This is a genomic window from Rhizobium aethiopicum (genome assembly GCF_900094625.1).
Taxonomy (GTDB): Bacteria; Pseudomonadota; Alphaproteobacteria; order Rhizobiales; family Rhizobiaceae; genus Rhizobium; species Rhizobium aethiopicum.
In genome coordinates this window covers 277,792-294,538 of record NZ_FMAJ01000001.1, presented here as the reverse complement: position 1 = coordinate 294,538, position 16,747 = coordinate 277,792, and the positions used below count along the sequence as shown (strand labels likewise).

Here is a 16,747-nt window from a genome sequence, read left to right as displayed (position 1 = left end):
GCAAGGTTGTTCCCGGGCGAGGCGGAAGCCGGGACGCGCGCTGCCGGGCCGACCGACAGTAACGAGGCGTAACCGAATGGCGAACAACAAATATAATGAGTCGATCGAGGACAAGGCGTTCAAGGCATTGGACGAGGCACTCCAGATCGATTTCGGCAAGGATAACGCGCCGTCTCGCCGCGGCGACGCGCCCCAGGCGCCGGAGGGTAATGTGTCTGAACCATCGAATGCGCGCAATCAGCAGGCCCAGGAAGAAGCGCAGCGCCGCAACCGGCGCGGTGGCGGGGCCGAGCAGGCTTCCAGGGCTCCGGCCTTCGCGCCCGCCAACGATGCCAGCCGCAATACACCCGCCTCGATCCTGAAGTCCTTCGACGGCGCCTCCAGCCGCTCGGCGATGCGCACCGCCACGCTGTTTTCCGTGCTTTGGGTCATGGCGGGCCTCGGCCTGATGTCCCTTCTTTACGCGCCGCAGATCTGGCAGATCCGTTCGATCGCCGATCTTGTCGCCCTGCCCGGCGTCATTGCCGGCCTCGTCGGCATCATCATTCCGGTGATGATGTTCTATGCCTTCGCCATCATGATCGCCCGCGCCCAGGATATGCGCAACGCCGCCCGCTCCATGGCTGAGGTGGCATTGCGCCTGGCCGAGCCGGAAACTATCGCCTCCGAACGCATCATGACCGTTGGCCAGGCGGTGCGCCGCGAGGTCTCGGCGATGAACGAAGGCATCGAACGCACCATCGCGCGCGCTACCGAGCTGGAAACGCTCGTTCATTCCGAAGTCAATGCGCTCGAACGCTCCTATGCGGACAACGAGCTGCGCGTGCGCGGTCTCGTCCACGAACTCGGCTCGGAGCGCGAGGCAATCGTCAACCATGCCGACCGCATCCGCACCTCGATCGGCAGCGTCCACGACCAGTTGAAGGAAGAACTGTCGCTGGCGACCGAAGAGATCGCGGTGCGACTCGCCACGTCGGGCGAAGCCTTTGCCTCGCTGATCGACACGCGCGCGGCGACGATCCTGGAAAAATCGGACAGCGCCCTGCAGTCGATGGGCAGCCTGCTCGCCGCCAAGACCGACAGCCTGCTCCAGACACTGAACGCCTCCGGTTTTGCGCTGGCCACCGAATTCGACAATCGCCTCGAGGCGCTGTCCGTCAACCTCAACGAACATGGCGAAAAGCTGCTCAGCCAGTTCGAGACGCGCGCCTCGACCATGGACAGCAGCACCGAGAAGCTGAACGCGGCACTGAACGAGCGCACGCATCAGCTGAACGAAATCCTGATCGCCCGCACCCGCGAGATCAACGAGAGCCTGACATCGGGCGAACGCACCATCGGCGGGACCCTTGACGACGTATTGTCGAAGCTGAATAGCGCGCTCGACGAAAAGGGTGCAAGCTTCCGCCAGAGCCTGCAGAGCACTGCCGACGACGCCGTCATGGATCTCGACCTTCGCTCCGGCTTCTTCGAGGAGCGGCTGCAGACGACCGTTGCCCAGCTGTCGACCGCCTTCGACGAGCGTGTCGCCGAATTCACCAGCGCTTTCGACAAGCGTACCGGGTCGCTCGACACCAAGCTGATGGAGAGCCTTGCCCGCATCAACGAGACGCTGAGCGGCGGTTCGGATTCGATCGAGGGCATCCTGAGCTCCAGCATCGACCGGATCGGTTCCTCGATGACCGACCAGTCGCTGGCACTTGCTACTGCGCTTGCTACCGGCCATGAAGTGCTGGAGAGCACGCTCAACAGCCGCACCGAAGAAATTACCACCGCGCTCGCCAGCCGCACCGGCGAACTGAGCTCGGCACTGCAGGGCGCCACTTCGGACATCGCGCTGGCCCTTGCATCGGGCACCTCCGACCTGCAGAACAATCTTCAGGCCCGCTCGGCCGAATTCCGCGACACGCTGCGCACCACCACCACCGATTTGACGACTGCCGTTGCCGCCGGCACCGAGCAGGTCACCGCGGCCTTCGGCGGCCGCGCCGAGGAACTGACCGGCGTGCTGACAGCGCGCGCCGCAGAAATCCGGGAAGCGCTCGGCACAGCCCACGAGCGTATCGACAGCGTCATGGCGGAGCGCGGTGGCGCACTGGTCGATGCGCTGACCACCCACCACGGCCGCTTCGAGGAAGCGCTGACGACGCGCTCCGACGCCATCATCAACGCCGTTTCGGGCACTCATGACCGTCTTGCGGAAACGCTTGACGAAAAGGCGATGGCCCTCGCCATCTCCTTGAATGAAAGCCAGAGCCGCATCGAAGACACGCTGGAAACCCGTTCCACCGCCTTCCTCAACGCCGTTTCCGGCACCCATGACCGCCTCTCCGAAACGCTCGACGAAAAGGCAATGGCGCTCGCCATCTCCTTGAACGAAAGCCAGAGCCGCATCGAGGATACGCTCGAAACCCGTTCCACAGCCTTCCTCAGCGCCGTCTCGGGCACCCATGATCGCCTGTCGGAAACGCTGGACACGAAGGCGGCGGCCCTGACGACCTCGCTCGACGAACGCCACGCCCGCATCGAAGATGCGCTCGGAACGCGCGCCGAAGCGTTGTTGAGCAGCGTGTCCGGCACGAGCGAACGGCTTGCGGAAACCTTGGATGAAAAGGCGATGGCGCTGGCCATTTCCTTGAGCGAAAGCCAGGCCCGCATTGAGCAAACGCTCGAAACCGGTTCCGCTGGCCTGCTGAACGCCGTCTCCGGCACCCATGACCTGTTTGCCGAGACGCTGGAAGGTAAGGCAGCGGCGTTTGCCAACTCGCTCAGCGAGACCCAGGCGCGCATCGAAAATACGCTCGAAACCGGCTCGGCGGCCCTGCTGAATGCCGTATCCGGCAACCATGAGCGTCTTTCCGAGACCCTCGACGAAAAGGCCATGGCGCTTGCGATCTCACTGACCGAAGGCCAGGCCCGCATCGAGGACACGCTGCAGACCCGGTCGGCAGCACTGCTGAATGCCGTATCCGGCACCCATGACCGCCTATCGGAGACGCTCGACGAGAAGGCGATGGCGCTGGCAATCTCTCTCAACGAGAACCGGTCGCGGATCGAAGACACGCTGGAAGTCCGCTCCGAAGCTTTCCTCAAGGCCGTCTCCGGTACGCATGAGCGTATCGCCGAAACCCTCGACGAGAAGGCGTCGGCCATCGCCGCCTCCCTGAACGAAGGCCAGAACCGCCTGCAGGACACGCTGGAGAGCCGCTCGGAATCCTTCCTCAATGCGGTTTCCGCCACCCATGACCGCCTGTCAGAGACGCTCGACGATCGTGCAATGGCACTTGCGATCTCGCTGAACGAGAGCCAGAGCCGCCTCGAGGAGACGCTGACATCAGGCGCCGATGCGATCACCAATGCGGTCTCCGGCACGCATGAACGCCTGAACGGCGTGCTCGACCAGAAGGCCGGCGCGCTGGCCGCTTCGCTGGCCGAGGGTCAGCTTCGCCTCGAAGAGGCCCTGGGACACCGCAGCGCCGCGCTCATCGGCGCCGTAACGGCAAGCCATGACCGGCTCACCGATACGCTTGACGAAAAGACCATGGCGCTTGCCATCTCGCTCGACGACAACCAGAGCCGCTTCGACAGCGCGCTTGAAGCGCGCAGCAATGCGATCATGGAGGCAGTCACCAGCGCCGAAGCGCGTGTCGCGGGCGCCTTTGCCGACAAGACGGACGCCATTCACAACGCCTATGCCGACAATCAGCGACGGCTTGAATCCGCACTTGCCGAGCACAGCGCCACGCTTTCTGGCGTTCTCGATGCGGGCGGTGCCCGTTTTGAGGATCTCGTCGGCGGCTTGACCGGCCGGATCGACGGCCGTCTGAGCGATGCCCATGCGCGGCTCGGAGGGATGGCCGAGGAGGCCGCGGCGCGCATCGAAGGCGGGCTCGCTTCCGCCCATGAGCGCATCCGCACGACGCTTGAGGATCGCGGCAATGCCATCGAGCTGTCGCTGAGCCAGGCCCATGCGCAAATCAGCGATACGCTCACCGAACAGGCGACCAACATCGGCACTTCGGTGGCGACGAGCGTCAGCATGCTCGAAATGTCGCTTGAAGACCGTGAAGCCTCGATCCGCAAGGCGATCGATGCCGGCGCCCAGACATTGGAAGATCGCATGCACGCCGGTGCCGGTCAGATCGCCGGCCGCTTCCAGGAAGCGGCAAACTCGATTTCGAGCTCTGCCCAGAACCTTTCCGCCCACCTCGACCGGTCGGTCGAAAACCTCGCGGGACGTCTTGAAGAAACCGGTTCTCGTATGGAAACCGGCCTTACGGCCATCGAGACCCGCATACGTGACGGCGTCGGCGGTGTTGCTGAAAAAGTCGAAGCCGCCAGCAGTCAGCTCTCCGGCGTGCTAGCCGATGGCATTTCCCGTCTCGGCGCGCTCGGTGACGACGCCACCCAACGAATCTCGGCGACACTGCAGGGCAGCGCTGCAAATCTGACGCAGGCAATCGACAGCCGCACCGCCACTCTGGCCGAGACGCTGGATAACCGCACGACCACGCTGGCGGACGCCATCGAGGGCCGCACGGCAAGTCTCGGCGAAACCCTCGACCGCGGCAATGAACGCATCGAGGAACGCCTCTCCACCATGGATCGTGCGTTGACCGTCGGCCTCGACGCCGTCAACCGCACCATCGAAGGCAAGGCCGCCGGCCTCGCCTCGACGCTGCGCAGCGCGGTGGCCGAAGCAGCCCAGGGAATGGAAGGCGAAGCCACGAGAACCACAGAACTGCTCGGCAAGACCGGCCAGCAGTTCGCCGAGGATCTCAATGCGAAAAGCGACGAATTCACCCGCACCATGGATGAGCGCTCGTCGCAGATCGTCACCCGGGTCGCCGAAGCTCAGAACCGCCTGGCAACCCAGGCCGCGGCGGTCGCCCAGACCTTTTCGGAAGCCGGAAATGCCATCGTCAACAAGGTCGCCGAGGCCGAGAGTATCGTCGGCACCCAGGTCAATGCCATTTCCAGGGCCCTCTCGGATGCCGGCCAGTCTCTCGAGGCGCGCGGCGAAACCATCCGCACGACGCTGTCGAAGGCGGGAAGCGAGATTTCCGCCACCATGGCCGATGTCGAGCGGGCGCTCGAAGCTCGCAGCAGCGCCATCCGCTCCAATCTCGAGGAACGTGTCCGCGAGATCGATACCACCCTCTCCGACGTCGACCGGGCGCTCGAAGCGCGCGGCAACTCGATCCGCTCGACGCTTGAGGACCGCACCCGCGACCTCAACTCGATGCTTTCGAGCCGCTCTGTCGAACTGACCCGCATCCTCGACGAAACGGCCCGGCCGATCATCGATCGCTACACCGATGCCGGCGAGCAGGCCGCTGCCCGCATCACCGCCGCAGCCAACCTCAGCGCCGACCGTCTGCGCGCCGAAAACGAAGCGCTTGCCAGCGCCGTTGCCGCCCGCACCGAGAATGTCGCCAACGCTGTCAGCGCCATAGAGAACAGCCTGGTCGGCAACGTCAACGGCCTGGTTCAGCGCATGTCGGAAAGCAGCGCGGCGATGGCGATGATGATGAACCGCGCCGCCGAGCAGCTGACGAGCGTCGACGGGCGCCTCGGCGAAACCACGACGCGCTTTGCCGACTCAGCCACCAAGGCTGCCGAAATGGTCAACGCCTCGACCAGGCTTCTCGAAGGCAAGGTCGACCGCCTCTCCGACATCTCTGGTCAGACGCTGGCCCAGGTCGGCAGCATCATCGGCCGCTTCGACGACCATTCCAAGGTTCTGACCCAAGCCTCACAGCTTTTGGGTGCCGCCCAGTCCAACCTCGCCTCGACGCTCGAGGAGCGTGAAGGCGCACTGCAGGCCCTCTCCGTCAGCCTGGTCCAACGCTCCGACGAGATTGAAAAGACCATGCGCGGCCTCGGCGGCATGATCGAAACCGTGTTCGAGCGGGCCGAGCAGCGCTCCACCCAGGTCACCGGCAATCTGCGCCAGGGCGTGCAATCGTCCTTTGCCGATATCGGCCGCATTCTGACGGAAACCGAGAAGCGCGCCCAGGAAGCCGCCGAGACGATGCGCGAGGCAATCACCCGCGCCGGCGACGAAGCCAATACCACGATCGACAGCACCTTCGCCAATGTCGAGCGCCGTTCCGGCGATCTCTCCAATCGTATTCGCGGCGGCCTCACCGCCTCGCTGTCGGAAGTCGAACGTATGCTCGGCGAAGCCGGCCGTGCCTCCGATGGTGCCGCCCAGCACATGCGGGAATCGCTGCGCGAGGCGATCGAGGATGCCGTCGACCGCTTCTCCGGCGCCACCGAGGACATCCGCCGCTCGGCTGCCGACATCCGCAGCGAACTGGACGCCACCCGCGCCGAACTGAAGCGCGGCGCCTTCGACCTGCCCGAGGAAGCCAAGGAAAGCGCCTCGGCCATGCGCCGCGCCGTCGCCGAACAGATCAAGGCGCTGCAGGATATCTCCCAGCTCGTCGGCCGCTCCAGCCAGCAGCTTGAGCTCTCCCAGCCCGTCGCCCGCTCGCTTGCCCAGGCACAGCCGGCTCAGCGCCCGACCCAGCCGATCGCGCCCCAGCCGCCGCAGCCGGCAGCGCCCCCGCCGATCGAAGCGGCGGGTCTGCGCGGAACGATTGCACCGGTCGCTCCGGCCGCTCCGGCCGTCGCCCCTCAGCGTGCCGCCCAGCAGCCCGCCCCCGCTCGTAAGGAGTTGGGGCGCCAGGAACCAACCCAGGAAGGCGGCGGCTGGATCAGCGATCTTCTGCGCGGCGCATCCCGTGAAGAGGCTGCGGGCGAGGCCCCCGCCCGTCCTCCCGCCCGCGCGGCGGAAACGGCAGCACCGGCCGCACGCAGCGGCGATACCCGCAATCCGCGCCACGTCGTGGAATCGCTGAACTCGCTCTCCGTCGATATCGCACGCGCCATCGACCACGATGCCTCGGTCGATCTCTGGCGCCGCTACCAGCGCGGCGAGCGCGACGTCTTCACCCGCCGCCTCTACACGCTGAAGGGCCAGCAGACCTTCGATGAGATCAAGCGCAAATACGACCGCGAACCGGAATTTCGCACTGCCGTCGACCGTTATATCGGTGATTTCGAAAAGCTGCTCGCCGACGTCGCCCGAACCGACCCGAACCAGACCGTCACGCAGTCCTACCTGACCTCGGATACGGGCAAGGTTTACACCATGCTCGCCCATGCAGCGGGCAGGCTCAGATAAAGTCTGGCCGATATCGTGGAGCTGAAGCCGCCTGAACGCGCGTCAAGCGGCTTTGACTGATGACGGGGTATGATCTGCTCCCCAGCCCGGAACCGCGAACGAAATGACCAAGGCCCTTTTGATTATCGATGTGCAGAATGCAATTCTCTCCGGAAAGGCGACGCCGGAGCGCCAAGCCGAGGTCGATTCCGCACTTCATGAGACCGTTGCTCGACTGGCGTTGCTCAAGGAAAAGGCGCGACAGGCCGGCGTGCCGATCGTGCTGGTGCAACATGATGGCGATACCGGTCATCGATTGGCCGTGGGCACGCCGGGTTGGGCGCTGCGCCGCGAGATTGCGCCGCAAACAGGTGACGTCGTCGTGCGTAAGAAAAGCGCCGACTCCTTCTTCGGGACCGATCTTGCCGACCGCTTGCAAGAACGTTCGATTACCCACCTCGTCGTCGGCGGCTGCATGTCGCAATTCTGCGTCGACACGACCGTTAGGCGTGCCGTTTCGCTCGGTTATGACGTGACCTTGGTTGCCGACGGCCACACAACCGGCGACACGGCGACCCTTGGTTTCTCCGAGATTGTCGCCCACCACAACGAAACGCTTCACGGTTTCGATGCGGGCGACGCGATGGTAGAGGTCCGCCCCGCCGTCGACATTGCCTTTTCATAAGGCTCTGGCAAAAACACCTGAGATCAAATCGGAAACAGGCAATCGGTCCTGTAAACTTGACGATCAGCGCCTCGTCGATCTCCTGGCACCTCCCGCAGCCGTTCGGCCAGGATCGGCCTCTGTCCCCAGTCGTCATATTTCCGCTCGACTGTTTGTTGCCGATTTGACCAGACTTTCAACATCCGTGTCCCACGCCTGCAGCAGTTCGAAGTGCAGTGGAAAATTCGTGAACAACAGCAGGGGACATCGGGACCGCCATTCTGTCCCGGTGTTCCGCCTCTCACCCGTCAGCCGCTATGCCCCAGTTGTAGACGCAACGGTCGAGACCGATGGCGATTTCGAGCACGAAGACGTCGTGCTGGATAGCAGGTCCCTGCTTCGGTTGCGACCGGTAACGCTGCGGAAAGTCAGTGCGTCTCGAGATCGAGCAGACCTCCATCCACTTGTCGCCGTTATCGACCTCGATATCCATCGTCACCTCGGAATAGGCCGGCAGCCGGTCGGAGGGCACGACCCGCGTCGGCAGGTGGATCAGCGAGGCGATCATGCGGCGCACCGGTTCGAGGCAGGCCGCGTGATAGTCGTTGCCGCTGCCGGCGGTGAAGGCGCATTGAAATTCGAGCTGCCAGAACTCCTTCAGCCGCATATGTTTCGTCGGCTGCTCCTGCTCGCGGCGATAGGACCGGCCCGCCTGCCAGACGCAGAGCGGCAGACGCGTCCTTGAGTGATTTCCGAGAATATGCTGCATATAGGCATAGGTCGACGGCGTCGTCTCCGGTCGCAGCACCAGCGCGGCATCGCCGGCCGACAGCTGTTCCTGAACCCAGATATCGCCATTCGAATAGGCGCTTGAAACCAGCGCCCGCGGCATCAGCGCCGGCGCCTCGACCCTCCTGACATCCCAGGCCGGATTGACGGATCTGAGAAAACTGCGGACCTCTTGCGAGAAGAAGGCGATCATATGATTGCGCAGATGGATCTCGCGCTCCTCCCAATGGACGAGCGAATTGACATGATAAATATTGAGCACGGCGCCTGTCTCCCTGGCAACCCTGATTGATGTGGTGAGGGCTTTACGTCCGGCGGCGCGCCGGACGCATGCAGCGCCCGGACGTCACAGCAGGACGCGGAGACCTCGTCCGCCAAGGGCGCGCGCCATCGCGACCTGCGGGCAGGTGCGGTCATGGTAGGAGAAAGGCGCGCTCTTCATGCTCATGATGAATTTCTACGGGCCATACGCGCGATTGTCAAAACCGACCGTGCCGAGACAAAAGGTATCATCTGTGGATGGGCCTTTTTTATTGCTCTCCGTCCTTCATTCGGTCACAAACTTTTTCGATCCGCTTGCGTTTTAAAGCCAACGGCTCCGCGGCCGTCCAACGAAAGAGACAGCAATAACGATGACCATCACGACATCCCGGCTCCTTGCCATCGCGCTCTCGTCCACCCTGCTGATGGGCGCTTTCATTCCGGCCGAGGCCGGCCAGGCAAGCTTCGTCGTCGATGCCCAGTCCGGTCAGGTCCTCGAAGCCTCCAACCAGGACGAGCTCAACTATCCCGCCTCGCTGACCAAGATGATGACGCTCTATCTCGCTTTCGAGGCGCTGCACGATGGACGCCTCACCTGGGACCAGAAGCTAACCATGTCGGAAAATGCCGAGAGCAAGGAACCCTTCAAGCTCGCCGTTGGCGCCGGCCGCAAGGTGACGTTGCGTGAAGCGGTCGAAAGCATCGTCGTGCTGTCTGCCAACGATTCTGCCGTGGCGATTGCTGAACAACTCGGCGGCTCCGAACAGGCTTTTGCCACTGTCATGACCGACAAGGCGCGCCAGCTGGGGATGAAGGACACGGTCTTCAAGAACCCATCCGGCCTTCCCGATCCGCAGCAGGTCACCACAGCGCGTGATATGGCGACCCTCGGCGTTTCGCTGATGCGGGATTTTCCCGAAGAGTTCAAGCTCTTCTCGATGCGCGGCTTCCAGTTCCGAGGCATGAAACTGCGCGGCCACAACAATCTCATGTATCGCTATAACGGTGTCGACGGCATCAAGACAGGCTACACCGATGCCTCGGGCTACAATGTCGTGACCTCGGCGTTGAAGGACGGCCGCCGTGTCGTCGGCGTCGTGATGGGCGAAAAGACCGCAAGCCTGCGCGACGACAAGATGGCAGGCCTGCTGGACAGCACCCTCCCGTCATCACCTACCGCCACTGCCTCCACAACGCCAGGCAGTCAGCCTGCCGCGACGATGACGGATGCGCAGCCGACGAAGTAACCGGCGAGCGAAGCCGAAGGATCGGGACGCGTTTTCACTACCCGAAAGCGACCTCCAGGTTTTGCCGGTCTTGCGCGATCACATGGCAATTGCAGCAGCCTGACAGCGCTAACATGATGCATTCCATAGATTCGTGGAGAAATTCAACACGGTGGACGCCAATCTGCCGGCCCCATATATTTTTCAGATCAGCAACCGGTGATGTCGACGCGACAGTCACGAAACGCCATCTCAGATTGAGCGCAACGTCCAGCTGACGATCTCCGAAACCACCGCGGAAAATGCGCGGTCGAGTCCCTTGACGAAGCCCGGATTGTCGCCGCCCGCCGGCGCCATGGCCCGGAACACCTTCTGAGCGCGCACCGATCCGTTGCGGTCGTTTAGAATCTTGGCGGAGATTTCAACCACCGCCTGATTGCCGCTCGAAGCGTCGATCTCGAAGGAGCGGATGTCGGTGACGATCTGGTAATCGATCGCCAATCCCTGCCCCGGCATGCCGACCCCGCCGAGCCTGCCCGAATTTTCGAAGGCCTCGACCAGTTTCGACTGCACGATGCGCGGCAGCTTGTCGCCCCACTGCGCCCGCGAGAGATATTGGATTTCTGACGGCGAGACGCGGATGACGATCTGCTCACTGTCGAGCGCCCTCAGCGCCGTAGGGCTGGCAATCAGGATCTGGCGGGATTTGGCCGCGGGTCCGTCTCCGTCGACGGCGCTCGGCAAGTCATAGGTGTCGTTCTTGGCCGCGGTCCCGCACCCCGAAAGGATCAGCGCCGTCAGCGGCAGCGCGATCACCGTTCCCCTGATCCAAGAACGGCGCGACAACAGATGCGATGCGACCATGGTTACCCCTGACTTCCCCTGTTAGCGCCGCGTCCGGCCGTCATATTGCTTGACCGTGTCCCCGCCGAAGATCAGGCGTTGCGGATTGCGGTCGAAGTTACTGATGGTATTGTTGAGATTGTTCACGGTTCCGCGCATGTCGTTGATGAGAGTCTGCACGTCGCGCAAGCCGCCGCTCGAGAATTTCTGCAGATTGTCGGCGATTGGCCCGATGCGCGAATTCAGATTATCAGCGACCTTCTTAAACGATTCGAGCGTCGCGCGCGCCTCGCTGAAGAGCGATTGCGTATTATCGGTGCCAAGCAGCGCGTCGACCTTGATGAGAATGCCGTCGATGCGGGTGGACGCCGAGTTCAGCTTGTTGGTCAGCTGCGACACGTCCTGAATCGTCTGGTCGATGTCTTTCTGGCGGGCAGAGACCGTGTTGGCGACGTCGCGGATCGAGGCGACGGCGGCGCGCGCATCTTTGGTCGCCTGCGAGATGTCGTCGACCGAGCCCTTCACCTTTGCCGGATCGATCTGGGCGACGAGCGTGTCGACGCGGTCGAGCGTTGCCTGTGCCTGCTTGCCGAAATCGTTGAACGTGGTAGCCGTCTCGTCAAACTTCTGGATCGCGCCCTTGAGATCGCCCGAGGCATCGGCGACATTGGCGGTGATCTTCTCGGCATTGGAGACGATATTGTCGATCTTCTGAGCGTCGACAGCCTTGACCAGCTCTTCGACGGCCTGGAGCGTTGAGTCGACGCGGCCGGAAACCGCCTTCACCGTGTTGGAGAGCTCACCGACGCTCTGTAGGAAGGCGTCGATATTGTCGGAATTCTTCGCCAGCGCATCCGAGAAGGTTTCGGCATTCTTGAAAGTCTCGGTCAGCGGAGCGCGCGAATCTTCAATGAAGCCCTGAAGTTCGCCGACCGCGTCGTTGGCGCGATCGAGGATCTTGTCGGCGGTTGCCAGAAGATTGGTGACGCTTGACTGGTCGGCGACGATGACGGCGCGTTTGTTGTTGTCGATTGCATGCTGAAGGATGCTTTCCTCGCCCTTGCGGCCGCCTGAGAGTTCGATATAGGCAGCCCCGGTCAGACCCTGGATTTCGAGGGCGGCCTTGGTGGAGGGGTAAATCGGTGCATCGGTGCGCACCTGGGTGAAAGCCAGAGAATATTGAGGATCGTCGGCATCGATGGACAGCGTCTGCACCGAGCCGATCTGGATGCCGTTGAAGCGGACCGGCGAGCCGACGCTTAGGCCGTTCGCCGACCCTGGAATCCGAACGATCAGCTCCGTCATCGGGCCGCCGCGGCCATACTCGGCCATCCAGTAGACGAAGCCGAAGGCAGCCGCGATCACCAGCACCGTGAAAAAACCGACAATCGTATAATTGGCTTTGGTTTCCATCTTATCCGGTCACTTCCCGCTTACGCCACGCCGCACGCCACTGTCCTGCGGCACGATCGACCGCGCCCGTTTGCCCTTGAAATAGGCCTGCACCCACGGATCGTCATAGGCCAGCATGTCGTCGATCGTGCCTTCCACCATTACCCGCTTCTTTCCGAGCACGGCAATACGGTCGCAGACCGAAAACAGGCTGTCGAGGTCATGCGTTACCATATAGACGGTCAGTCCCAGACTGTCGCGCAGGTTGGCGATCAGTTCATCGAATTCAGCAGCGCCGATCGGGTCGAGACCCGAGGTCGGCTCGTCCAGGAAGACAAGTTCCGGATCGAGGGCCAGCGCGCGGGCAAGCGCCGCGCGCTTGATCATGCCGCCTGACAGTTCGGACGGGTATTTGTCCGCGGCATCGGCGGCAAGCCCGACCATGCGGATCTTCAGATGCGCCAGTTCGTCCATCAGCGAGCGCGGCAGATCGAGATATTCGCGCATCGGCACCTGAATGTTTTCCTTGACCGTCAGCGACGAAAACAGCGCCCCCTGCTGAAACAGCACGCCAAGCCGCATGTCGAGCGCATTGCGCTGAGGCTCGTCGAGCTCGTCGAAATTCTGGCCCAGGATCTTGATCGTGCCGGAGCGGCGTGGCAGCAGCCTGAGCACCGTGCGCATCAGCACCGATTTACCGGTGCCCGACGCACCGACGAATCCGAGGATCTCGCCGCGATAGATATCGAGGTTCAGATTGTCGAGCACCACCTTTGGCCCGAAACCAACGGTGACGTCGCGCGCCGAGAGCACGACATCCCTGCGCTGTCCTTCGCTTTCGATCGGTTGCTCGTTCACGCGGTTCGCCATACTAGAAGTTGATCGCTGCATAGAACATCGCAAATAGCCCGTCCATCAGGATCACGACGAAAATCGCCTTTACCACCGAGGCGGTCACGTGTTGGCCGAGCGATTCCGCGCTGCCGCCGACCTTCAGCCCTTCGACGGCGGCGACAATGCCGATGACCAGCGCCATGAACGGCGCCTTGATCATCCCTGAGAGCACCGTCGACAGCGTCACCGCTTCGTGCAGGCGCGCCAGGAAATTGGCGAAAGTGATGCCGGAATAACCCCAGGCGACCGCAGCCGCACCGGCGAGCGAAGCGAAATTCGCCAGCACCGTCAGAAGCGGCAGCGCGATGGTCAGCGCCACCAGCCGCGGGAAGATCAGCACGCCGATCGGATTCAGCCCCATGACCTTCAGCGCGTCGATCTCCTCGCGCATCTTCATCGAGCCGATTTCGGCGGTGATGGCGCTGCCCGAGCGGCCGGCGATCATGATCGAGGTCAGCAGCACGCCGATTTCGCGCAATTGCAGGATGCCGACAAGATCGACGACGAAGACTTCGGCGCCGAAGTAACGCAGCTGGAAGGCGCCCTGCTGGGCGATGATTGCCCCGATCAGAAACGACATCAGCAGAATGATCGGAACGGCGCGGACGCCCATATGGTCGATCTGATTGACGATCGAAGCCGGCGAAACGCCGCTGCCGCGGCCGAACTTCATCTGCGCACCGCGCACCGCCGAGCCAAGGATATACATGGCGGCGGCGAGATTGTCCCAGACGTCGTAAGTCATCTTGCCGATCGGTCCGAAGACGCGCGCGGCAAACGAAAGCCTTTCCTTTGGCTCCGGCTCCGGTTTTGCCGGCTCCTCGGAGAACATCGCCAGCATCTCGTCGATATGCGGATTGGTTCCTTCCAGACGGACCGTACGCCCGGCAGCCTCCTCTTGCTTCTTCAGCCGGCACAGCAGCCAGATGCCCGCCGTATCGATATCGGTGACCTCAGAAAGATCGACCGTCAGGTCGCCCGCCTTCTGGTGCAGAAGCTTTTCGAAGTCGCGCAGCACGAGATGCACATAGGCGCTGCGCCAGTTGCCGCTCAGGCGGACACGCTGCCCCGAACCATCAGACCGGCTGTCCACTTGCAGTGAGGCGGCGTTGCGATTCTCGGCGTTCAAGATACTTGTGTCTTTCAAGGCTTACGGCGACATTGCCGACTCGCGAAGCGGATCGTTCGGCGCCCGCGCGTCAATATACAGAAGCAACGTGCAATTTCCATGCTCGCAGGACAGCAATAATGCCGCGCACCCTTGATATCCAGATGAATTCCTTTCCGATTGCCGGGACCTTCACCATCTCGCGCGGCGCAAAGGTGCAAGCCGACGTCATCACCTGCGTTCTGACCGAAGACGATGCGCGTGGGCTCGGCGAATGCGTTCCCTATCGACGCTACGGCGAAACGATGGAGAGCGTTCTTGGCCAGATCGAGGCCGCCCGCCCGCTGGTCGAAGCCGGCATCTCGCGGCTCGACCTTCTGGCGGTGATGCCGCCGGGAGCCGCCCGCAACGCCGTCGATTGCGCCCTCTGGGACCTGGAGGCGAAACGGACAGGGGAAAGCGTTGCGGCACGACTTGGCCTCGACAGGCCCAAGCCGCTGACGACAGCCTATACCATCTCACTCGGCGAGCCGGAGGTGATGGCTGCGCAGGCGCGTGAACATGCCGGCCGCGCGCTGCTCAAGGTCAAGGTCGGCACCGGCGACGATGAAAGCCGCATCCTTGCCGTTCGCGCGGCCGCGCCGGATGCAGCGATCATTCTCGACGCAAATGAGGGCTGGCCCGAGGCGGTGCTGGAACGTCATCTCCATATTGCCGCCGGGGCCGGCGTCGCCCTCGTCGAACAGCCGCTGCCGGCGGGCCGCGACGCCTTGCTTGCGGAAATCCGCCGCCCGCTTCTCGTCTGCGCCGACGAGAGTGTGCACCACACCGGCGATCTCGCAAGCCTTGCTGACCGCTATGACGCGATCAACATCAAGCTCGACAAGACGGGCGGTCTGACGGAAGCCTTGGCGATGAAAGCCGAGGCCGAGCGGCTCGGCTTCTCCATCATGATCGGCTGCATGGTCGGCACTTCGCTTGCGATGGCGCCTGCCGTGCTGCTCGCTCAGGACGCCGATTTCGTTGATCTCGACGGCCCGCTGCTGCTGGCGCGCGACCGCGAGCCCGGCCTGCGTTACGCCGCTTCCCTCGTCTTTCCGCCGGAAAGTGCCCTCTGGGGCTGAAGGTAATAGGCCGAGATGACGAGAGCGAGGCCGCCAAGCGCGACCAGCGCCATGACGTAATAGCTGACGAGGCCGAGCCAGGCGTAGAGGTAACCCGACGCAATGGTCATCAACCCCATCGCCATGCCGACATAGAAGAAATAGGCGCCCTGCGCCGAGGCTTCCTGCGTCTCCTGCACGGACGCCACGATCCGCCGCTGCACGCCTGTATGCACGAAGGCATAGGTGAAGCCGTGGAAGCATTGCAGCAGGAAAAAGCCGGTAAAGCCCATATTCATGGGGAACAGTATCCAGCGACAGACGCTGACGGCGCAGCCGAAGCGGATCAGCGTCCAGGCGTTGAAGCGCCGGTTGAGACGCTTCGATAAGAAGAACACAGTCACCTCCGAGGCAACGCCGGCGCTCCAGAGCAGGCCGACTTCGGTGCCGGAAAAGCCGAGCTGATGCCAGTAGATCGAGGAAAAAGCATTGAGCACCGCATGGCTCGACTGCTGAATGGCGACTCCGATCAGAAGCAACAGCAAATGCGGTTCGCTCAGGCCCCGGCCGGTGGCGGCCGGAAGGTCGATCGGCTGGCCGCGCCGCCGCGTCGGCCCGATCCGTGGACAGAAGATCGCCATGACCACGGTCATGGTAAAGCCGAACACCATGACGGCCAGCACCATTGCGCCGCCCCATCGGCCGATCATCTGACCGCCGAGCAGTGTCGAGACAATGAAGGCGATCGAACCCCACACCCGCATCGATCCGTAGTCGAGCCCCCATCGGCGCACGCCGGAAATCGCGATCGATTCGACAACGGGCAGATAGGGCGCGAAGGTGGCGCCCTGCAGCGCGAAGACGATCGTCACCGGCCAGAAGCTCGTCGTCCAATAGAGCGCGATCGCCGTCAGCAGCGACAGGCCGCCCGACCAGAGCAGCACGTCGGCGCGCTCATTCATGCGGTCGGCGATCATGGCGACGACAGGCGCCACCAGGACGCGCACGACCATTGGTATCGCAAGGATGATGCCGATCTCATGATCGCTGAAGCTATGGGTTTCCAGCCATACGGGGAAGAACGGCAGGACGATGCCGTTGACGAGCAGCGGCGCGCAATAGGACAGCGCGCTGAGCAGCCGGAAGCGCGGCGGCGCTCCCTCACCCGGGGAATGTTGAGCGGGAATCATAGGTGGACCTGAAGGAAACTGGACGTTGTCCTAACACACCACCCTGGAGGCGACTATTGCGAGAAATAGCCGTCCGAAAACGTTTTAAGAAATAAATTGGGCCTGT

Annotated in this window: 10 protein-coding genes; 4 read left to right on the top strand and 6 right to left on the bottom strand. The window is 63.0% G+C overall.

What is annotated here, in order from left to right; genetic code table 11:
- Positions 1–76: 76 nt before the first annotated feature.
- Together GA0061105_RS01465 and GA0061105_RS01460 are read left to right on the top strand one after the other, a co-directional pair.
- The gene (locus GA0061105_RS01465; RefSeq protein WP_092747552.1) at positions 77–7,192 is read left to right on the top strand and encodes an apolipoprotein A-IV repeat region-like domain-containing protein; all 7,116 of its coding nucleotides are present in this window, start codon (positions 77–79) and stop codon (positions 7,190–7,192) included.
- Positions 7,193–7,295: 103 nt separating this feature from the next.
- Complete coding sequence (locus GA0061105_RS01460; protein WP_092747550.1) at positions 7,296–7,856, top strand: cysteine hydrolase family protein; 561 nt, start codon at positions 7,296–7,298, stop codon at positions 7,854–7,856.
- A 280-nt stretch (positions 7,857–8,136) separates the two neighbouring features.
- Here the strand turns inward: GA0061105_RS01460 and GA0061105_RS01455 are convergent, their stop codons facing one another.
- Positions 8,137–8,886 carry an aminoacyl--tRNA ligase-related protein gene (locus GA0061105_RS01455; RefSeq protein WP_092747548.1) on the bottom strand — a complete coding sequence of 250 codons (750 nt, stop codon included), beginning with the start codon at positions 8,884–8,886 and terminating at the stop codon, positions 8,137–8,139.
- Positions 8,887–9,256: 370 nt separating this feature from the next.
- On the opposite strand from GA0061105_RS01455, the gene GA0061105_RS01450 reads away from it, so the two are divergent.
- Positions 9,257–10,132, top strand: coding sequence for a D-alanyl-D-alanine carboxypeptidase family protein (locus GA0061105_RS01450; protein WP_092747546.1), 876 nt, complete (start codon positions 9,257–9,259; stop codon positions 10,130–10,132).
- 231 nt (positions 10,133–10,363) lie between these two features.
- Here GA0061105_RS01450 and GA0061105_RS01445 read toward each other — a convergent pair whose 3' ends face one another.
- The 4 genes from GA0061105_RS01445 to GA0061105_RS01430 are packed head-to-tail and all read right to left on the bottom strand — an operon-like array spanning position 10,364 to position 14,387.
- Positions 10,364–10,975 (bottom strand): ABC-type transport auxiliary lipoprotein family protein, encoded by a 612-nt coding sequence (locus GA0061105_RS01445; RefSeq protein WP_064691803.1) that lies wholly within the window; start codon positions 10,973–10,975, stop codon positions 10,364–10,366.
- A gap of 21 nt (positions 10,976–10,996) precedes the next feature.
- Positions 10,997–12,367, bottom strand: a complete 1,371-nt coding sequence (locus GA0061105_RS01440; RefSeq protein WP_092747544.1) for an MlaD family protein — start codon at positions 12,365–12,367, stop codon at positions 10,997–10,999.
- Positions 12,368–12,376: 9 nt separating this feature from the next.
- Positions 12,377–13,216 (bottom strand): ABC transporter ATP-binding protein, encoded by an 840-nt coding sequence (locus GA0061105_RS01435; protein ID WP_092747542.1) that lies wholly within the window; start codon positions 13,214–13,216, stop codon positions 12,377–12,379.
- A gap of 1 nt (position 13,217) precedes the next feature.
- Entirely contained in the window at positions 13,218–14,387 is a 1,170-nt protein-coding gene (locus tag GA0061105_RS01430) for an MlaE family lipid ABC transporter permease subunit (protein ID WP_208601609.1), read from the bottom strand.
- A gap of 101 nt (positions 14,388–14,488) precedes the next feature.
- Here GA0061105_RS01430 and dgcA point away from each other — a divergent pair, with 101 nt between their 5' ends.
- Positions 14,489–15,472, top strand: a complete 984-nt coding sequence (dgcA, locus tag GA0061105_RS01425) for an N-acetyl-D-Glu racemase DgcA (RefSeq protein ID WP_092747538.1) — start codon at positions 14,489–14,491, stop codon at positions 15,470–15,472.
- Here dgcA and GA0061105_RS01420 read toward each other — a convergent pair.
- Entirely contained in the window at positions 15,424–16,641 is a 1,218-nt protein-coding gene (locus tag GA0061105_RS01420) for an MFS transporter (RefSeq protein WP_064691808.1), read from the bottom strand. The genes dgcA and GA0061105_RS01420 overlap by 49 nt on opposite strands.
- Between the last annotated feature and the right edge of the window lie 106 nt (positions 16,642–16,747).